Source organism: Saccharopolyspora sp. NPDC002376, from assembly GCF_053593195.1.
This window is the reverse complement of the sequence record NZ_JBSFBZ010000090.1, coordinates 1-18894: the sequence shown is the minus strand read 5'-3', so window position 1 is coordinate 18894 and position 18894 is coordinate 1. Positions and strand designations below refer to the sequence as shown.

The 18894-nt window shown below is 68.2% G+C and carries 18 protein-coding genes; 6 read left to right on the top strand and 12 right to left on the bottom strand.

Features of this window, described 5'->3' with window-relative positions:
• Window positions 1–279 precede the first annotated feature (279 nt).
• From ACWCO2_RS34880 to ACWCO2_RS34860, 5 genes are all read right to left on the bottom strand, one after another.
• Window positions 280–1731 (bottom strand): DUF222 domain-containing protein, encoded by a 1452-nt coding sequence (locus tag ACWCO2_RS34880; protein WP_450132074.1) that lies wholly within the window; start codon window positions 1729–1731, stop codon window positions 280–282.
• 476 nt (window positions 1732–2207) lie between these two features.
• Window positions 2208–5480, bottom strand: a complete 3273-nt coding sequence (gene lysX, locus ACWCO2_RS34875) for a bifunctional lysylphosphatidylglycerol synthetase/lysine--tRNA ligase LysX (protein ID WP_450132073.1) — start codon at window positions 5478–5480, stop codon at window positions 2208–2210.
• A gap of 169 nt (window positions 5481–5649) precedes the next feature.
• Window positions 5650–5862 (bottom strand): hypothetical protein, encoded by a 213-nt coding sequence (locus ACWCO2_RS34870; protein WP_450132072.1) that lies wholly within the window; start codon window positions 5860–5862, stop codon window positions 5650–5652.
• Window positions 5859–6350, bottom strand: coding sequence for a MauE/DoxX family redox-associated membrane protein (locus tag ACWCO2_RS34865; RefSeq protein ID WP_450132071.1), 492 nt, complete (start codon window positions 6348–6350; stop codon window positions 5859–5861). Before ACWCO2_RS34865 ends, ACWCO2_RS34870 begins: the two co-directional genes overlap by 4 nt.
• Window positions 6317–6604, bottom strand: a complete 288-nt coding sequence (locus ACWCO2_RS34860; protein WP_450132070.1) for a hypothetical protein — start codon at window positions 6602–6604, stop codon at window positions 6317–6319. The genes ACWCO2_RS34865 and ACWCO2_RS34860 overlap by 34 nt, the downstream gene beginning before the upstream one ends.
• A 292-nt stretch (window positions 6605–6896) precedes the next feature.
• Between ACWCO2_RS34860 and ACWCO2_RS34855 the strand changes: the two genes are divergently transcribed.
• Both ACWCO2_RS34855 and ACWCO2_RS34850 read left to right on the top strand, forming a co-directional pair.
• Complete coding sequence (locus tag ACWCO2_RS34855) at window positions 6897–7520, top strand: class III lanthionine synthetase LanKC N-terminal domain-containing protein (RefSeq protein ID WP_450132069.1); 624 nt, start codon at window positions 6897–6899, stop codon at window positions 7518–7520.
• Window positions 7521–7669: 149 nt separating this feature from the next.
• On the top strand, window positions 7670–8248 hold the full coding sequence (locus tag ACWCO2_RS34850; RefSeq protein ID WP_450132068.1) for a peroxidase-related enzyme: 579 nt from the start codon (window positions 7670–7672) through the stop codon (window positions 8246–8248).
• On the opposite strand, the gene ACWCO2_RS34845 is transcribed toward ACWCO2_RS34850, so the two are convergent.
• Both ACWCO2_RS34845 and ACWCO2_RS34840 read right to left on the bottom strand, forming a co-directional pair.
• Window positions 8249–8701 (bottom strand): hypothetical protein, encoded by a 453-nt coding sequence (locus ACWCO2_RS34845; RefSeq protein WP_450132067.1) that lies wholly within the window; start codon window positions 8699–8701, stop codon window positions 8249–8251.
• Between the two features lie 85 nt (window positions 8702–8786).
• Window positions 8787–8975 (bottom strand): hypothetical protein, encoded by a 189-nt coding sequence (locus ACWCO2_RS34840; protein WP_450132066.1) that lies wholly within the window; start codon window positions 8973–8975, stop codon window positions 8787–8789.
• A 362-nt stretch (window positions 8976–9337) separates the two neighbouring features.
• Here ACWCO2_RS34840 and ACWCO2_RS34835 point away from each other — a divergent pair, with 362 nt between their 5' ends.
• Entirely contained in the window at window positions 9338–10408 is a 1071-nt protein-coding gene (locus ACWCO2_RS34835; protein ID WP_450132065.1) for a tryptophan dimethylallyltransferase family protein, read from the top strand.
• A gap of 66 nt (window positions 10409–10474) precedes the next feature.
• Window positions 10475–11848, top strand: a complete 1374-nt coding sequence (locus ACWCO2_RS34830) for a tryptophanase (protein WP_450132064.1) — start codon at window positions 10475–10477, stop codon at window positions 11846–11848.
• Between the two features lie 63 nt (window positions 11849–11911).
• On the opposite strand, the gene ACWCO2_RS34825 is transcribed toward ACWCO2_RS34830, so the two are convergent.
• From ACWCO2_RS34825 to ACWCO2_RS34810, 4 genes are read right to left on the bottom strand one after another with little or no spacing between them, the layout of a single operon-like run.
• A complete protein-coding gene (locus tag ACWCO2_RS34825) occupies window positions 11912–12496 on the bottom strand; it encodes a GTP-binding protein (RefSeq protein ID WP_450132075.1) in 585 nt (194 codons plus the stop codon).
• Window positions 12497–12515: 19 nt separating this feature from the next.
• Entirely contained in the window at window positions 12516–12875 is a 360-nt protein-coding gene (locus tag ACWCO2_RS34820; RefSeq protein ID WP_450132063.1) for a DUF742 domain-containing protein, read from the bottom strand.
• A 2-nt stretch (window positions 12876–12877) separates the two neighbouring features.
• A complete protein-coding gene (locus tag ACWCO2_RS34815) occupies window positions 12878–13282 on the bottom strand; it encodes a roadblock/LC7 domain-containing protein (protein WP_450132062.1) in 405 nt (134 codons plus the stop codon).
• A gap of 36 nt (window positions 13283–13318) precedes the next feature.
• Entirely contained in the window at window positions 13319–15664 is a 2346-nt protein-coding gene (locus ACWCO2_RS34810; RefSeq protein ID WP_450132061.1) for a sensor histidine kinase, read from the bottom strand.
• 581 nt (window positions 15665–16245) lie between these two features.
• On the opposite strand from ACWCO2_RS34810, the gene ACWCO2_RS34805 reads away from it, so the two are divergent.
• Complete coding sequence (locus tag ACWCO2_RS34805) at window positions 16246–17064, top strand: polysaccharide lyase (protein ID WP_450132060.1); 819 nt, start codon at window positions 16246–16248, stop codon at window positions 17062–17064.
• Window positions 17065–17428: 364 nt separating this feature from the next.
• Here ACWCO2_RS34805 and ACWCO2_RS34800 read toward each other — a convergent pair whose 3' ends face one another.
• Complete coding sequence (locus tag ACWCO2_RS34800) at window positions 17429–17863, bottom strand: hypothetical protein (protein WP_450132059.1); 435 nt, start codon at window positions 17861–17863, stop codon at window positions 17429–17431.
• A gap of 136 nt (window positions 17864–17999) precedes the next feature.
• On the opposite strand from ACWCO2_RS34800, the gene ACWCO2_RS34795 reads away from it, so the two are divergent.
• Window positions 18000–18764, top strand: coding sequence for an SDR family NAD(P)-dependent oxidoreductase (locus ACWCO2_RS34795; RefSeq protein ID WP_450132058.1), 765 nt, complete (start codon window positions 18000–18002; stop codon window positions 18762–18764).
• Window positions 18765–18894: the final 130 nt, after the last annotated feature.

Sequence of the window (18894 nt, the reverse complement as noted above, 5' to 3'; positions counted from 1 at the left end):
CACCATCGTCAAAGCTGCCCTCGTCGTCCTCCATGTCGAACACGACCGCACAACATGATCACCCACAGCAACGAACCGTTACACGGAAAGGCTCAGTGTGGTGGGTTTTGACTGCGAGGTAAGTGGCGGGTAGGCGTCGCCTGCGGCGTGTTCGAGATGGTCATCGGTTGGGTTCTTGTTTGCGTTGCGGCGGATCGGTTTCTGTTCTCATATGGCGAGTTCGGGCGAGGCACGGGTTCCGGGCAGGGTGGGGTGCCCCACCGGCTGCGGACGGGTGGTTTATGCGGTGCCCTCGTGTGGTGTTCGTGGTGTGGGGATGAGTTGTTCGAGGGCGTGTTTGTGCGCGACGGGAGCTGCTTTCCCGCCGGGCCAAGGCGTGTGATCCGGATCCACACTGGACGGTGGAATGAACACCGGACGCCCTTGATCGAGCACGATTCCCCAGTGCTGGGTGTGGATGGTTCGGTGATGATGAGCGCAGAGCATCACCATGTTGTCCACGCATGTCGGACCACCGTCGATCCAGTGCGTGATGTGATGCGCTTGTGGCGTGCCCGGCGGGTGATCACACCTCGGAAACGCACACACCCCGTCACGCACCAACAGCGCTGCACGCAGGTGGGACGGGGCGGTGCGCTGAGACATTCCCACATCCAGCGGGAGACTCTCACCACCCAGGACCAGTGGAAGGACGTCGCTGTCACAGGCGATCCGGCGGATCGCCTGCGGACTCAAGGCCTGACCGGTGGCCCCCAGCGTCCCAGCCACACCAAACGCCGTGACCTCGTGGCCCTGGAGGGCGTTGGCGAGGTCCTCATAGTCGATGGTGACCGTCAGGTGCGGACGCTGACCACCCGTGCGAGGCATGCCATCGGAGTCCAGGACGAGGTCGAGCAGCGCCGTGAAACCATCAGCGTTGCGCTGACCCGCCGTGCGCGGATCCTTCACCCCACCCACCTCCGGGCGGGGCGCAGCCAAGGGTTGGAGGGCCGCAACGAACTTCGCACCGGTCTCTCGATCCAGGCAGGCTTTAATCACCAGCATCCCGTCGCGCGCGGGCGCATAGTGCAACTCCCGCGCCTCGAACTGGCCCTCCTCATCACGGGCGGCGCCCTCACTGCCGAAGGCATAGCGGATGCGGTCGGCGAGCGCGGCCAGATCACGCGGACACTGACTGCACGCATGCTCCACCAGCAGTTGCTCCACCTCGCTCGCGCGGTGACGGGCATGCTCTGGCAGCTTGACCAGACAGCGGGAAATGACCTTGGCGTGATCCACACTGATCACACCCTCAGCAAGCGCCTCCGCCACGACCGGCAACTCCACCACACCGGCGTCATCGGACGCTTCGGTGTCGGCAGCCTTGACGTTGTCATCAGCGGACGCCGTGGTGGCGGTGGCGAGGCGGACCCGGGTGGCGGCGTCAGGGCCATCGATATTGAGCAGACTCTTCAACCACACCTGCATCGAACGCGCACCCCGAGCAGTGTGCAGGCGACGACGGTCGGCTTCAGCGATCAGCCGCAACTGCTCCGTCCGCGCGCGGCGGATCTGCGCTTCCATCTCACCGATCCGCGCGGTCAACTCCTCATCAGTCAATGACGACACCGACGAGCCCACCCACGACCCGACCACACCCGGCGCGAACGCAGGCCGCGCGGGCATCATCGAGGACGCGGCCACACCCGCAGCGGCAGGCGGCGCATCGAAGGCGGTCATCAACGGCGTCATGCACCCATTCTCTCAACACTCGAACAGAATTTCGAGCACATAACCGTCCTCCGATAAGGTGATCATCACCAGCGAAGCAATGCGAAAACCGTTCTATACCAGGGAACCATGAAACATTGCCGACAGAGCATTCACATTCCTCGACACCCCAACTGGCCTATGTGGACAGTGATAACCTCACCGACACCACATGGACCAGCACTTACCGCGCCGCCCGGACACGGAGGCGGTACACCAGCACGGCCAGCACAACCAGCGTCACCGCTAGCACGGCGGCGCGCGCCGGCCACCAATCGATGAGTGAAAGTCCTACCGAATGGCACACCTGGCGCACCGCCCGCATCGGCTTGCCCTACCTGCTGACCTTCGCCGCCCAGCACTTCACCGGCAACCAGCCAGCGCAGAAGCACTGAACGCAGGCTTCGAGCCATGGGACAGCATGATGACCACGCTCGACGACAGCCGCGCCGGGTAACTCACCCTCGCGGCTTGACCAGCGGGAACGCCAGGGTTTCGCGAATCGATCCGCCGGTGAGCAGCATGACCAACCGGTCCAGCCCCAACCCCAGCCCGCCCGTCGGCGGCATCCCGTAGGCCAGCGCGGCGAGGAAGTCCTCGTCCAGCTCCATCGCCTCCGGGTCGCCGCCGGAGGCCAGCAGGGACTGCTCGGTGAGTCGGCGGCGCTGTTCGACGGGATCGACGAGCTCGGAGTAGCCGGTGCCCAGTTCGGTGCCGAACGCGACCAGGTCCCAGCGCTCGGCCAGCCGCGGATCGTCCCGGTGCGGGCGCGTCAACGGCGAGACCTCGGCAGGGAAGTCCGTGTAGAAGGTCGGCGTCGTGGTGCGCGCCTCCACCAGCCGCTCGTACATCTCCAGCAGCACCGCCCCGCGGCTCCAGTGCTGCTGGTAAGGCACGGACGCGGCGTCGCAGAGCCGCCGCAGCCTCGGCAGCTCGGTGTCGACCGTGACCTCCTCCCCCAAGGCCTGCGACACCGCGTCGTTGACCGTCGCCACCGGCCAGTCACCGCTCAAGTCGCACCCACCCGCTTCAGGAGCCCCGTTCACCGCGATCGCGGCTGCCTGCACCAGGTTCTGGCACAGCTCCCGAATCGTCGTGTAGTCGCCATAGGCCTGATACGCCTCGAGCATGGTGAATTCCGGGTTGTGCTTGTGCGACACGCCCTCGTTGCGGAAGTTGCGGCCGATCTCGAACAGGCGCTCCACACCGCCCACGCACAGCCGCTTCAGGTACAGCTCTGGGGCGATCCGCAGGTACAGGCGCATGTCGTAGGCGTTGATGTGCGTGGTGAACGGCCGGGCGTTGGCGCCGCCGTGCACCGGCTGCAGGATCGGCGTCTCCACTTCGAGGAAGTCCTCGCCCAGCAGCGTTTGGCGCACCGCCTGCACTGCCTTGCTGCGGGCGCGCAGGGCGGCGCGGGCTTCCGGGCGCACAATCAGGTCGACGTGGCGCTGCCTGAACCGGGCCTCGGGGTCGACGAGTCCTCGCCGCTTGTCGGGCAGCGGGTGCAGGCACTTCGCGGCCAGCTGCCAGCCGGTAGCCAGGATCGAGACCTCGCCCTTGCGGGAAGTGGCGATCTCGCCGGTCACCGACACCTGGTCGCCGATATCCACCTGCTGCCGCCAGCTCCGCTGCAGATCCGCGCCGGATTCCCCTGCGGTGATCATCACCTGCAGGTCGCCGGAGAAGTCGCGCAGCGTCGCGAAGCACACTCCGCCGTGGTCGCGCACCAGCACCACCCGCCCGGCCACCGACGTGGTCTCGCCGGTCCGGGAATCCGGCAGCAGCCCCCGGTGCCGTTCGACGACCTCCTGGCAGCGTTCCGCGCGCGGCACCGTGACGGGATAGGGGTCGACACCGGCGTCGCGCAGGGCCACCAGCTTGTCCTGTCTGACCTGCTGCTGCTCCGCAGCGCGCTCCCGCTGAGTCGGTTCGACGTCCGGGGCGGGCAGCACCGCCGAAGAGTCCGATGTGGACTTCTGGCGGGGCGCCGGGAGGAAACCCTCCGCCGCGGCCGACGCGATGCCCACGCGCGCCAGGTCCCGGCGTTCGGCGAAGGCGACGTAGCGCGGGAACCAATGCGGCCGGTACTTGACGTTGGACCGGTACAGCGATTCGAGCTGCCACCACCGGGAGAAGAACAGCAGCAAGCCCCGCCAAGCCCGCAGAACCGGCCCGGCCCCGATCCGCGCGCCCTCCTCGAACGCGGCGCGGAACATCGCGAAGTTCAGCGAGATCCGCTCCACCCCGAGCCGTGGCGCAGCCTGCACCAGCGCGTTGACCATGAACTCGACCACGCCGTTGTCCGCGTCGCGGTCGCGGCGCATGAGGTCCAGCGACAGCCCGCCGTGTCCCCACGGCACCAGCGACAGCAGCGCGACCGTCTCGCCGTCGTCGGTCACCACTTCGACGAGCACGCACTCTCCGTCCTGCGGATCTCCGAGCCGCCCGAGCGCCATGGAGAAACCGCGCTCGGTGTCGGTGTCGCGCCAGGCCTCGGCCAGCCGCGCGGCCTCGGCCATCTCCTGCTCGGGCACCTCGCGATGCCGTCGCACGCGGGCGGTGTGCCCGGCGCGATGCACCCGGTTCACCGCCTGCCGCACCGGCCGCATGTCCCGGCCGTCGAGGTCGAACTCACCTGCGTGCAGGATCGCTTCGTCGCCGAGCTGCAGGACCTTCATACCGGCCCGGGAGTAGGCCGTCGCGCCCGCTTCGCTAACGCCCATCACGGCTGGGGTCCAGGTGTACTCCCGGCACATCGCGAGCCACTTGTCGATCACCGGCCGCCACGCCTCCGGGTCGCCCAGCGGGTCGCCGCTGGCCAAGCAGACCCCGGCCACCACCCGGTAGGTGATCGCGGACTTGTGGCTGCCGGAGAACAGCACCGCCTTGTCGCGGCGGGTCGCGAAGTAGCCGAGGGAGTCCTGCTCGCCGTGCTCGGCGAGCAGGAGCCGGATCTGCTGCTCTTCCTCCGGGTGCAGCGCGGCGGCCAATCGCTGCGCCCGCAGCAACAGGTACAGCGAGACGAACAGGGCTGTCATGCCGAACAGGCCGAGGACCAGGTTGACCCAGCCCGGCGCGTGTCCGACGCGCGTGACGTCGAAGTCGACGGCTCCGCCGAGCACCCGCTCCACCGTCCACGTCAGCTGCGACCAGGTGTCTTGCAGCGAGCCGTGGAACATCGAGACCAACCCGAAGCCCAGACCCACGAACACGGCGACGAGCCCCCCGAACACCGCTGCAGCGCGGTAGCCGCTGCCGTGCTGGGCGCGACCGTAGAACTCGTCGCGGGCCCACCACAGGCAGCCGAAGGCCAGCACCGTGATGCCGATGTTGGCGATGAAGAACCAGCTGGGGGCGACGGCCAACTGGTAGCGGGTGCCCAGCTCGGCCATCCACAGGGCCTGGATGTGGTCGCCCAGCACCACCAGCACCACGACGTCGCCGATCAACTGCAGCACCAGGATGCCGAGCAGGATCCACAGCGCGAACCGCTTGCGCCGCTTGAGCGCGGCGGCGAGGATCGCGATGAACGCGCCGTATGCGAGGTTCGGCGGAGCCGGGAACAGCACGTTGTCGACGAATCTGCGCACCGGCTGCACGTTGCCGAACAGCGCCAGTCCGACCGCCGAGCCGACGCTCAGCAGCGCGATCACGAACAGCACGCCTGCGGTGGTGCTCGGGATCCGACTACGCCAGCGATGGGCACCGGTCGCTGTCTGCTCGACCACGTGTTCCCTCCGGCCTCGAATAGTTCGCTTCCGTCGATCCCAATCTACGGCTGCGAACCGGCGCCGTCTCGGCGCCCCGGATTCGAGTGGCAAGAATTTCCTTGATCTTGCACCCATTTCGGCGATGTCCGCCCACAGAGGACGAACAGAACGATTAGGAACCCCGGGGTCAACTCCCGACATCTGCGAGGAGAACCGCCAACTGGTCCGAGCGGTTCGCCCCGCTGTGCGCCAGCACCACCCCAGAACCGTCGGTGACCACGGCGTAAGGCGGCCCCGGAACTCCGTTGGCCTCGAAGACGTCCGGACCGGTCACCAACAGCAGCTCGATCCCCAGCTCTGCCAGGTAATCCCGGACCTCACCGGCCTCGCTGGAGCTCACCAGCACCACCGGCAGCAGATCGGCGGCCGCGCGGAAATCGGGCAGAACGGACCGGCAGGCACCGCACAGCGGCGAGATGTAGGCGAACAGGAGCGGTCTCCGCCGTCGGCGAAGGCCGACACATCGGCACCAATCTCGAACCTCTCGCCCACCACCTGACCGGGCGGCTGCGCGTCTCGGCGCGGAACCAGCCCGGCCACCCCGATCAGCAGCACGGCAACGGGCAACTGCACCGCCTCGAACGGCGTGTCCGCACCGAATTCGGCCAGCACCAGCAGCGCCGTGCGGGTCAGCGACGCCGCACCGACCCGTTCCGCGGCCTGCAAACAGCCGCAGGACACCCGCATCCCGCGGCGCAGCACACTGCCCATGCCGATCAGGAACGCGCTGAACAACGCCACCGCGAACACCAATCCCCACACCCGCACGGGAGGTACCACCAGCAGCACCGCGCTCAGCAGCTCTGCCCCGACGACGACCCGAGCCACCGCCGGGACCAGCCGATCGGGAAAGATCCGGTAACCGAGAACAGCATCGGCGCCGCCGCGCGGTGGAAATCCGGCGAAAGGCCGCGTTGCGCATCCGCACCGACCGCAGCGCGGCCCAGCCCGTCCGGCACCGTCGTCACCAGCAGCAGCGGCATCAGCACCGGGTGCAGGATGCCCAGGGTCACCGCTGCCAAGAGCACGCCGATCACACCGGTGAGCACGTTGACCGTCATCTCCACGAGCTCGGCAACCACTGCAATGTTCCGCCGGACCGGCGAACGAGAGAGGAGCGATCACTCCGATCCAGCTTCTGGAGCCGCGCGACGCGGGAACCGTTGCGATCTAAGAGGTTTCGGTCAAATTCGAGGTCGACTTCAAGGAGGTCCTGCGCGGTCCGCAGGCCTGCGTGGACACCTGCAAGCGGACGGTGTGCAGGAGCTTCCCGTGCTGTCCGTCCATCGTCTGACGGGTTTTCGGCACAGCTGCGGGGAAATCCGTATCGGACTTCCCCGCCGCTCCTGAACCTCGCGACCGGGGAGCAACAGGATGAACAGCACGACGAGCGATCTGCCCGACCGGCTGGCACGAGCCGCGGCGTCCGCGGGCCGGGAGGTGGCGGTCGACGACCCCTGGGTGAGCATGCGCGGCCCCGGTCGCGCGGTGCCCGATCAGGGCTGGAAGCTGCACATCTCGGCGCGACCGGGCACTCTCGGGCGGACCGTCGACATCGCCCTGCCGCTGCTGCTGACCCACGACTGCGACTTCAAAGTCGCGCGCTCCCCCGAGGTCCTGCGGGAGCTCAACTCCGGTGACGTCGACCCGGCGACCGCCGGCAAGGCGATGACCGTCTACCCGCCGCAGGACGACGTGGTGCGGTTGGGCGGTCTGCTGGCCGAGGCGTTGGTCTGGATGACAGGTCCCCGGATCACCAGTGACCGCCGCCCGTGGTCCACCGGAACCTCCGGAGTCCTCTCCTTCCTCCGCTGCCTGCACCATCGCGACGCGCTTCACGCGGACGATCAGGCCCTCGTCCTGCGCTTCGACGATCCAGGACACCGCGAGCCTGGCTGGTCAGGTGCGGATCCTCGCCGAAGCCCTCGAAGGTGCGGCCTGCCAGCGGGATCCGCGCGATATCCACGGTCGGTCCGAAGAGCACGTCGTTGCCCTTGACCTTGAGCTGAACCCCGCACGGCGGATCGATGTCCGCTGTGGATCATCCACATCTCCACCCGCTCGACGGCAGGCCCCGGTGGAGTCGGCCCCGACGCTGGGGGATGAATCCGTCGACGGGGCGCGTTCGGAGCACTACCGTGCCGGGCATGAGTGATGAGATCAGCCGGTTCGGGTCGGTGCAGCTTGCGGATCTTCCCGAGGATCTGCGGGAGCGCATCGGGGCCATCGCGGAGAAGTCCGGATTCGTGCCCAACATCTTCCTCGCCCTGGGGCACCGGCCGGATGAGCTGCGCGCGTTCTGCGACTACCACGACGCGCTGATGGAACGCGATTCCGGCCTGACCAAAGCCGAGCGGGAACTGGTCGTGGTGGCGACCTCAGCGGCCAACCACTGCACGTACTGCATCGTCGCGCACGGTGCGATCCTGCGGGTGCGGGCGAAGGACTCGCGGCTGGCGGACCTGGTGGCCGCCAACCCGTGGGGCGCTCAGCTGGACGATCGGCGCCGGGCCATCGTGGACCTGGCGCTGGCGCTGTCCCAGGATTCAGCGCTCTTCGGCGAGCACGACCTGACCGCGGCGCGCGAAGCAGGCCTGTCCGAGGACGAGATCTGGGACATCGGTGCGATCACCGCGTTCTTCGCGATGTCCAACCGGTTGGCGCACCTGATGGCGCTGCGGCCCAACGAGGAGTTCTTCCTGATGGGCCGCGTGCCCAGGAAGTAATCAGCGACGGACGCCGGGACGACCGCCCGGGCGCTGCTGCGGCCGACCCTGCCCACCGCGCGGCGGGTTCGCGGCGCGGGTGGCGCCACCTCGCGGAGCTCCGCCGCTACCAGCGGCGGGGCGTCCCTGCGGGGCCTGGCGCGCGGGCCGACGGGCCGGCTCGCGACGGGGCCGTTCGTCCCTGTCGCTGAAGAAGTCGTCATCGTCGCGCGGGGCGCGTCGCGGCTGGCGCAGCGCGGCCGACTTGTTGCGGCTGTTCACCCACAGGTCGAAGCCGAGGATCACCAGTGCGCCGACGATCAGGATCAGGCTCAGCCCGTAGATGCCCATCAGGACGGCGACCACGAGCGCCAGCAGCAGCATCGGCACCACGGGGATCCAGCAGAACTTGTCGATCCGGCTCAGGATCCCGGAGTTGCCCGCGGAACCGCCGCGGTCCGCGTCACGTGCCATCGAGATCCTCACTTCCACTCTGCTCCCCGGCCGCCGAAGTCTACCGGAGAAGGTGACGCGGAATTCCCCCGCGGCGCGGTGGGGGTCAATCGCGGCTCAAGCAGTTCGCGCCGCAGCCCCTCCAACTGCTGGCGGTCGCCGGTGGACAGTCCGGACACCGGCTGGCGTCGATCAGCACCTCGATGTCGTGCTCGATCACCTGGTGGCCGTGCTCGGTGAGCTCCAGGCCACGGTCCGTTTTCCGGAGGCCGACCGCTGGGTCCACTTGGGACACCTCGACTTCGGTGAACGAGCAGTGAATCCAGGAGTGCCGACTCGACAAGTCGAGGTGAACTCCGAACGCAACCGATTCAGGTGCGATTCCGAAGCGGATTCACCCGGTTGCGAACGGCGCGAAACCGTAACAAATCAAATTCCTTACTGGAATCACCGTTTCATCACGAATTCATCTCATCCACACCGGTCAATAGTGGACCCATGACGCACTTGACCTGCGCGGTGCACCGGCAAAAGCAAGAGATGTCAAAGATCACGCCGATGGTCCTGGCATGTCCGGAACGCACGTATTAGCGTGACCGCGCCTCACCCTACGCGCGGGGCATGCCACGGATTCGAGCCACATGGATCGGGGTTTCCATGAGTCCTGTCGATAGAACACTGGGCGAGTTAACGAAAAGGCAGCTGCAGAACCTCTGCGACGTCATCGGCATCGACAAGAGCACGCCTCGGCAACTTCTCGGGGAATTGCTCGGACCGGTCGGCGACCGCCCGCTATCCGAACCTCCGCTGTGGCCCTCCGGCGTCGCCGACGACGCGAGCCCGGTGGAGTACTCCGTCCAGTTCGAGAAGAACGGCGAGCGACACCTGCGGATCCACCTCGAGCGGCTGGCCGAGAACCCCGATCCGTTGGCCAACCTGCAAGCGTCCAAAGACCTCGTCGCGGCTCTGGCCGAGCGCTACGAGCTGGCCGTGGAACGCCTCGAAGCCGTGCAGGACCTCTTCTCCTCCGAGCAGCCCCAGAGCTGGTTCTCCTGGGCGTTCTCGCTGATCTTCGACGCGCAGGGCAACCCGTCGTTCAAGCTCTACTTCAACACCGACCTGCACGGTGAGGACGCTGCGCCGCAGGTGGTCGCCGAGGCCTTCGACCGGCTGGGCATGCCGAACGCGTTCGATCTGGTCACCAGCTACGCCATGCGCCGCGACGGGCTGGATCTGCCGACGTTCTTCGCCATCGACCTGGACCGCAGCGAGCAGGCCCGGGTCAAGCTCTACGTGCGGCAGCTCAACGCCCGCGCCGCCGACGTCGAGCTCGCCGCCAGCGCGGTGCCCGGCATCGACCCGAACGCGGTCCGCGACTTCTGCTCGGTGCTGGCCCCGGACACCGAGCTTTTCGACCGGCGGCCGCTGATGTCGAGCTACTCCTTCGTCGAAGGCAACGTCGACAAGCCCAGCAACTACAGCCTCTACCTGCCGATCCGCGACTACGTGCCGCACGACGCGGTGGCCCGCGAGCGGGTCGCCGAGCACCTGCAGCGCCTCCGCCTCGACCCCGCCGCGCTCGACGGGTCCCTCAAAGCGCTCACCGATCGCCCGTTGGACGCCCGAGCCGGACTGCTCGCGCACATCTCGCTCCGGCTCAGTCCGAACCGGACCGGAACATCGCTGTACCTCTCCTCCGAGGCCTACGGCGGAACCGTCCAGGACTAGGCAAATTCCGAGCTACCGGACGCAGAGTCCGGTCAACCCGTCAGAGAACCGTAGGGAGCACCCCGCATGCCGCATCTCCGGCCCTTCGTGTCCGCTGTTGTGCGCCCCATCCCGATCACCACGCGGGAGGAGCGCATCGCTGAGCTGGACCGCGCCGGCCACAACCCGTTCAACATCCGGGGCGACAAGGTCAGCATCGACCTGCTGTCGGACTCCGGCACCGGCGCGGTGTCGACCGACCAGCAGGCGTGGGCGCAACGGGCCGACGAGCGCTACGCCGGGGCCGACTCCTGGTTCCGGTTCCGCGACGCCGTCCGCGACGTCGTGCCGCACGAGCACGTCCTACCCGTGCACCAGGGCCGGGCCGCCGAGCGGGTGCTGTTCGGCGCGCTGATCGGGCCGGGCGACATCAGCCTCAGCAACATGCACTTCGACACCACCCGGGCCAACGTCGAACGCATCGGCGCCGAAGCCCGGGACCTGCCCTGCCCCGAGCTGTTCGACATGACCAGCGACGAGCCGTTCAAGGGCAACATCGACATCGAGGCGGTCAAGGCAGTCCTCGACGGACCGGACGGCTCCCGGGTCAAGCAGATCATCGTCACCATCACCAACAACGGTGGTGGCGGTCAGCCGGTGTCGATGGCCAACCTCGCCGAGATCCACGCGGTGGCCCGCGAGCACCGCGTGCCGCTGGTGCTCGACGCCGCGCGGTTCGCCGAGAACGCCTGGCTGGTCACCCAGCGGGAACCCGGCTACCAGGACTGGAGCCCGCGCGACGTGGCACGCAAGGCGTTCGAGTTCGGCGACGCCGTGGTCGCCAGCCTCAAGAAGGACGGGCTCTCGCACGAGGGCGCGTTCGTCGCGGTGCACGACGCCGAGCTGGCCGACCGGTGCGAGATCGACGTCATCGCCACCGAAGGTTTCCGCACCTACGGCGGCCTGACCGGGCACACCCTGGAACAGCTCGCGCAGGGCCTGCGCGAGGTCCTGGACCCCAACTACCTGGCCGACCGGGAGCACGAAGCCTCGTTCCTGGCCGACCGGCTGCACGCCGTGGGCGTGGAGACGGTGCGCCCGACCGGGCTGCACGCGGTCTACGTCAACGCCGGTGCGCTGCTGCCGCACCTGCAGCCGCACCACCTGCCCGACCACGCGCTCGCCTGCGCGCTGTACCGGGAGGGCGGCATCCGGGCCGCGGGCGGGGCGCTGTTCCTCGGCGAGTTCGACGAGAACAACGAGCTGGTCACCCCGCCGCCGTTCGAGCTGGTCCGGTTGGCGCTGCCGCGCCGCGTCTACGACCGCAGCCACATGGAGTACGTCGCCGACGTCCTCGGTGAGATCGCCAAGAACCCGGAGCAGGTTCCGGGCTACCGCCTGACCCACAAGCCGGAGGTGCTGCGGCACTTCCGCTGCCGCACCGAACCGATCGAGTCGTAAGCTCTGACCCGAGAAGGGGCGCCTGGAATCCCGTTCCAGGCGCCCCTTCTCAGCTCATGCGTCCTATGTGGACGGCATCTTGTCGATCGCCCGCTTCACCAGGGTGAGCAGCGTCGTCTTGGCGAGGTCCCGCTCCCGCGCATCGCACATCACGATCGGCACGTCCGGCGAGATGGTCAGCGCCTCGCGGAGCTCCTCCGGCTCGTAGTGGTAGGCGTTGTCGAAGACGTTGACGGCTACCACGAACGGGATGTCGCGCCTCTCGAAGAAGTCGATGGAGGCGAACCCGTCCTCCAGCTTGCGGGTGTCCACCAGCACCACCGCGCCTGCCGCCCCCAGCGCAAGGTCGTTCCAGAGCGGCCAGAAGCGGTCCTGGCCGGGCGCGCCGAACAGGTACAGCACGATCTCCTCGGAGATCGTGATGCGCCCGAAGTCCAGCGCCACCGTCGTGGTCGTCTTGCGCTCGACACCCGTGACGTCGTCCACGCCCTCGCTGACGACCGTCATCTCCTCTTCGGTGGTCAGCGGCGGGATCTCGCTGACCGCACCGACGAGCGTCGTCTTGCCCGCGCCGAACCCGCCCGCGACGACCAGCTTCACCGGGATCGGCGCCGCCTCCGCCCCATCCGGTTCGGATCTGCCTGGGATGGAACGACTTTCGGCCAGACTAGAGTCTGCTAAGGCCACGGTACACCTGCTCCAAGATCTCTCGGCTGACTTCAGTACGAGGCGAGCGCACGAAGACGGCGCCGTGGTCGAGCAGGTCACTGCACAGGACCCGGACCACGCCCACCGGCTGCCCCAGAAGCACGGCGAGTTCCGCCAGCGACACCGGACGCGTGCACGCGTCCAGGATCCAGCCGTGTTCTGGGGTGAGCTCCAGCCGCAGCGGCTCCGGGCGGGGCTCGACCGTCAGCACCTGGCTGGCGGTGTCGAGCCGCTTGCTCCCGGTCGGCGTGCGACCGCGCGTGATCGTGTAAGGACGGACAATCGGGCCTGCCTCGTCGTCATACCACGCCTCGTCCACCGTCAGGTCCTTTCGCTCGTTTCCCTGGGTGCGGCCGACAGGAAGCTGCCGACGCGGGTAATGAGCCGTCCCATCTCGTAAGCCACGAGCTCGATGTCGGCGTCGGACGAGCACAGCACCGCCAAGCACGCCCCGCTGCCGGCAGCGGAGACGAACAGGAAGCCGTGCTCCATCTCGACGTGGGTCTGCGCCACCTGCCCGCGACCGAAGTCCTTGCTGACGCCCTTGCCGATGCTGCGCATGCTCGACGCCGCGGCTGCCAGCTTGTCGGCGGAGTCGCGGTCCAGGTCGACCGACTTGGCGATCACCAGGCCGTCGTTGGACAGCACGACTGCGTGGTCGGCACCGTGCACACCCTGCACGAAGTCGTCCAGCAGCCAACTCAGTTTCGACGCTGTTTCGGTCATGGCCACCTCACACACACTTGCTTCTCTTCTTGTCTTTCAGGAGCGGTCGGCCGGCTCGTCGTCGAAGCCGCCGCGGAACGCCCGCCGGAACCCGGCCAGCTTGCTGGGGGTGGCGACTACGTCCTGTTCGTCCTGATCTGGATCATCGCGTAGGCCGTCCGCGAGGTTGCGCTGCGGGACCCGTTTGGGCAGCGGCGGCCGTCCGCTCTTCGGCTTCTGCTCCTCGGGCTGCTCCGCCTTCTCCACCTGCAGCGGTGCGGCCGGAGCCGGTTCGGGCGCGGGTGCTGGCTCGGGCGCCGGGTCCGACTGCGGCCACTCGTAGGTGGTGTCGGCCGGCTTCGGCGCCGGCGTGTCGGGCTCGTCGGTCATTCCCCCATTCCAGCTCAACTCGCGCGGCTTGGGCACCGCCGGGAGCTCGTGTCCCACGCCACTCCTGGCCGCCGGAGCCGGCGGCGGGACGAGCGGCCCGCTGCCATTGCTCGTGGTCACCGAGGTGTCGGCGTCCAGCAGGCGGTCCGGGATCAGCACCGTGGCCCGGGTACCGCCGTAGGCCGAGACACCGAACTCGACGGCGATGTCGCGGCGGTGCGCCAGCCGCGCCGCGGTGAACAGGCCCAGCTGCTCGGCCTTGTTGCTCTCCAGCACCAGCCGGTCGAACTCCGGTGGCGCGGACATCATCGCGTTGGCCCGGCTGCGCGTCTCCTCGTTCATGCCCAGGCCCTGGTCGGCGATGTCGATCGCGACACCGCGCGCGACCTCCTTGACGTCCACCTGCACCTGGGTGTTCGGCGGGGAGAACGCGGTGGCGTTGTCGATCAGCTCGGAGATCAGGTGGATGGTGTCGCCGACTGCCGCGCCGTGCACCATCATCTTCGGCACGTGCCCGACGACCACCCGCGAGTACTGGTCGATCTCGGAGATCGACGAGCGCACCACGTCGATCAGCGCGACCGGGCGGCTCCACCGGCGGCCCGGCTGCTGGTCACCGAGCACCAGCAGGTTCTCCACCGTGCGCCGGGCGCGGGTGGTGGAGTTGTCGAGCTCGAACAGCTTGGCCAGCTGCAACGAGCTCTCCTCGTTCTTCTCCAGCTGGTCGATGGTGCCGTGCATCTGCCGCAGCAGCCGCTGGATCCGGTGCGCCATGCCGACGAACACCACGCGCGCGCCCTGCCGGGCCCGGGTCTCGCCGACCGCGGCGTCCATCGCTTGCCGCTGGAACAGCTGGATGGCTTGCGCCACCTGGCCGACCTCGTCGCTGCCGTAGTGCTCCAGCGCGGCCATCTCGGTCTTGACGTCGACGGTCTCGCCCTCGCGCAGCCGCCGCACCACCTCGGGCAGCTTGTTGGCCATCACCAGCGACTCGGTGCGCAGGCCCTGCAGTCGGGTCAGCAGCGCCTCGTCGACCACCGAGCGGAAGACGCGGCGGGCGTAGATGAAGGACACGACCGCGACGACCAGCGCGGCCAGGCTGCCCCACAGCACCGTCCACAGTGCATTGTTGCCGTGATCGACCGCATCGGCCGAGACCTCGTCGGCCTGCGCGATCACCAGTCCGGAGAGCTCGGTGCCGACCTCGCCGGAGAGCTGGCGCCACTTGTCGAGCTGCACCGGCAGATCATCAGCGCTGTTGAAGCCGCCGCTGCCGACGAACCGGTCCTCGACCCCGACCAGCTGCTGCCAAGCCGGGCTGGCCAGCAGCTTCTCGTACCGGGTGCGGACGTTGGGGTGCATGCTCGAGACGTTCTGCTCCAGCGTGCTGTGGTACGCGTCGATGTAGCGCGACAGGCGGCGGTGCTGCTCCGGGGTCAGCTGCCCGGTGTCGAGCGCGGTGCCGACCAGCGACGTCTCGCGGGAGAACATGTCCGACGCGCGGAACAGGTCGGTCGCGGAGATCGCGCCCTCCCGGGTGTCCGGGTCGAGGCTGAGCTGCGCCTGGACGTCGGCCAGCTTGGTGGCGGAGTCGAACAGGCTGTCGTAGAAGTCGCTGACCTCATCGGTGGAGATCTGCCCGGCTGCCACCCTCGTGCGGATGCCGTCCATCCGGTCGAAGTAGTCGGTCAGGTCGGTCAGCGAGCGCCGGACCTCCTCCGGTGCCGAGGCAACCAGCCCGCGGGCCGTCTGGTTCATCTGCTCGATGGCCTGGTCGGTCCGGCGCTGCTGGTCGAGCAGTCCTGTCTGGTCCTGACCCGGCTGGTCGACGACCTCGAAGGTGAGCAGGCGCTCCTTCTTCACTTCCTCGAGCGCCGACATCACGGGCAGCGACATCTGCCGGACTCTGGTCGCGACCTGCTGGGTGTAGATGGCTTCGAACGCGAACAGGGCGCAACCGACAGCCCAGAGGATGAAGACGACGATCCAGGGGATGGCGACCGACCACGTCAACCGCGACCGGATCGAGTTCTTCTCCTGTCCGCCCGCGCGTCTTCTCGGTCTTTCAAGAGGTGCCAAAGACTCGTTCTGGGTTGTCACTTCCACGCACTCTCAGTTGTTCTGGCCAGTGCGGAAACCATCCGTCCACGCCGAAGCGCAGCGCCCGGCCACCGACGACCGACGCGCTGCCGACAACCGCTGCTAGATCAGCGGGCTCCTCTCCGCGCGCGACCGGTCGCGGCGGGCGCACGTCCGCTGGTTCGACGCGCTCGCTCGTCCCCGATGTGCACGCACTGTATCGAACTAAGATCAGCCAATAGTGAATGAACCGGGCTTTGCGCGAAGTTGTGGCGCAAAGCTCACGCATTGACCCCAACGGCCCAACGTGCGCCACTCGAACGGCCCATTGCGGATCGCCCGATCAGCTGGTCCAAAGTGGAGACAGCTCGGGTAGCCGAGTTCGGCTCGGAATGGCGGTTGACCGATCACTCGGTCCTGGTGTGTCCTGGGACTTCGCCGGGGCGCTGTCCCCCGGCGAGACCGCACCGCCGCCCGGTCGACATCGCAGCACAGCCAGATGCGAGGTGTACGACGTGGGCAAACGACGCTTGGCCGGGTTGACGGGAATCGCGTTGGCGGCGCTGCTGGCGCTGTCAGCCGCTCCGGGCGGGGCCTCCCCCGCCGCCGAACCCTGGAGCGGTGGATTCGCCGACTTCCCCAGTGATTCGTGGAAGCAGCAGTGGGGAGTCGTCGACGAAGGCACCTTCGGGTACGACCGGATGAACCCGAAGGACGACGCGCTCGACGTCTTCTACGGCAAGGGCTCCTCCGCACCGTCTTGCGGCGACTGCCCGAGCGAGGGCGGCGGCCAGTTCTACACCGACTTCCGCTCGATCGGCCGCGACGACCTGGCCGACGCACCGGTGCTGCACCTGAGCTACCAGGTGCGGTTCCCCGCCGACTGGGACTTCGGGCAGCGCGGCGGGAAGCTGCCGGGCCTCTACGGCGGCCCGCCTGGACAGGCCAGCGGCGGCGAGCACGGCAAGGCCTGGTCGACCCGGTACATGTGGCGGATCCGCAGCGACGAGCCGAAGGCCACGGTGTACGTCTACGACCCGTCGATGGGCGATGGCTACGGCGAAGACGTCGGCCTGGGCACGTGGAACTGGCAGGCCGACGACCAGTGGCACACCGTGGAGCAGTCGGTGGACCGCACCAACGGCACCATCACCGTCTGGTACGACGGCCAGCAGGTGCTCGACGAGCAGGGCATCCACGAAATCGCCGACATCCCGTTCTCGGGCGTCTTCTTCTCCACCTTCTTCGGCGGCCACGACACCTCCTGGGGCCCGAGCCGAGACGTCCACGCCCAGTTCCGCAACTTCCAGGTGTCCGACACCAAGTCAAACTGACCTGACCGCGGGCCTTCCCCGGAAGGCCCGCGGTCAGCGCGCCGGACCCCAAAGACCTTCAGCCGCACCGGCTTGCAGGTGTTCGGTGTAGACGCCGACCTTCCACCGGATCAGCGATCAGGTTTCAAGACCCCGAGCCAAGGTGCCGCGACAGGCTTGTGGGCCGCCACCTCGCCGAAGCTAGCTGGTCGAGGCGGGCAGTACTGCGAGGACTGCTGCGACATCGCACCGCTAGCCGCCCCGGGGAACGGTGGACGACGGCGGCGTTCGAGCGCACGCACTCGCCCCCGAAAGCGCCGACCGCCTTTGGCAGGTCTCAGCCGACCTCACCGGGGTCCGCTCCGCCTGGGCTCCGAAGTGACCGCTACTCGTCGAGCAGGTGTCGGAGGAATTTGTCCGGTGCGGCCAGGAAGTCGCGGGTGAGCCGCACCGGAAGCGCTTCGTCGTAGGCGACCTGCTCGATCTCGCGGGTTTCGGAGATCTCCAGGATGGTGGCGCCGGGCAGCGCGAGCAGGACCGGCGAGTGCGTGGCCAGATCCAGGAACGACTCGCCGTGCGAGCGCTCGTGCGGCGAGACACCGCCGTAGGCGGGCAGCAGCGGCGGGGAGTAGGGGTCTTCGTCCGGACGCTCGATCTCGCTAGCGACGTTGTAGTACGACTCGGCTCGCGGGAAGAACCCGGTGCGCGGCTTGTGCCCACCCCAGGTCAGGATCAGCTGATCGCCGAGCGAGGATTCCGTGGCGCGGGTCGCGAACCGGAAGTTCTGGCTCCCGTCCTCGGGGTTGAAGCCGACCGCCACGGCGAGCGCCTCGACCAGGGTCGAGTTCCCGGTTCCGGACGGGGTTCGAGTGTGATGGCTGAATGCCGCCAGCCTGGAAGGGATTTCGTCGACAGCATTGGGTTCGTCCGATGATGGCGAACGTTTCGAGGAAAAGATGAACACGGCGCGTTTCGAGTCCAAAGTGGTCCTGGTGACCGGTGCGACTTCCGGCATCGGCGAAGCCACGAGTCGGCGGCTGGCCGCCGAAGGTGCGGCGGTGGTCCTCGGCGCCCGCAGCAAGGACGTCGGCGAGGAGCTGGCGGCCGACATCCGCGCGATGGGTGGCCGGGCGCTGTTCGTGCCCACCGATGTGACGGTGGAGAGCGATGTCGCGGCACTGGTGCGCGCGACGATGGACGAGTTCGGTCGGCTCGACGGCGCGTTCAACAACGCCGGTGCGGTGACCGCCTTCGGCGCGGTGCAGGACATCCCCGCGTCCGGTTGGCAGGGGGAGATCGAGCTCAACCTGAACAGCGTGTACTTCGGCCTGAAGCACCAGATTCCGGCGATCCTCGCCTCGGGTGGCGGGGCGATCCTCAACAACGCCTCGAACCTCGGCGTGGTCGGCATGGGCAGCGTTTCGCCTTACGTGGCGGCGAAGCACGGCATCGTCGGCCTGACGAAGTCGGTCGCGCTGGAGACCGCCGCGCAGGGCATCCGCGTCAACTCCATCGCCTCCGGCGCGGTGGACACCCCGGCGTTCCGCAGCACCATGGGCGCGACGCCGGAAGGTGAGGCGCAGATCGCCGGGCTGCACCCGATGGGCCGGATCTCCAAGCCCGAGGAGACCGCCGCGTTCGCGGCGTTCCTGCTCAGCGACGAGGCCAGCTTCATCACCGGCGCCAACCTGTCGATCGACGGCGGATTCACCGCTCAGTGACCGACGGGGTCGTGAGTGCGCAGCAGTGTTCGAACACTGCTGCGGCACCATCGCCGAACTCGGCGAAGGCGTCGAAGGCTGGCAGGTCGGTGACGAGGTCTGCGCGCTGCTCGCCGGCGGCGGTTACGCC

Coding starts and splice junctions, on each gene's coding strand:
- ACWCO2_RS34855 (WP_450132069.1), top strand. CDS start 6,897: ATGAACAGCACGACGAGCGATCTGCCCGACCGGCTGGCACGAGCCGCG.
- ACWCO2_RS34845 (WP_450132067.1), bottom strand. CDS start 8,701: ATGGCACGTGACGCGGACCGCGGCGGTTCCGCGGGCAACTCCGGGATC.
- ACWCO2_RS34815 (WP_450132062.1), bottom strand. CDS start 13,282: ATGACCGAAACAGCGTCGAAACTGAGTTGGCTGCTGGACGACTTCGTG.
- ACWCO2_RS34880 (WP_450132074.1), bottom strand. CDS start 1,731: ATGACGCCGTTGATGACCGCCTTCGATGCGCCGCCTGCCGCTGCGGGT.
- ACWCO2_RS34795 (WP_450132058.1), top strand. CDS start 18,000: ATGAACACGGCGCGTTTCGAGTCCAAAGTGGTCCTGGTGACCGGTGCG.
- ACWCO2_RS34830 (WP_450132064.1), top strand. CDS start 10,475: ATGCCGCATCTCCGGCCCTTCGTGTCCGCTGTTGTGCGCCCCATCCCG.
- ACWCO2_RS34835 (WP_450132065.1), top strand. CDS start 9,338: ATGAGTCCTGTCGATAGAACACTGGGCGAGTTAACGAAAAGGCAGCTG.
- ACWCO2_RS34850 (WP_450132068.1), top strand. CDS start 7,670: ATGAGTGATGAGATCAGCCGGTTCGGGTCGGTGCAGCTTGCGGATCTT.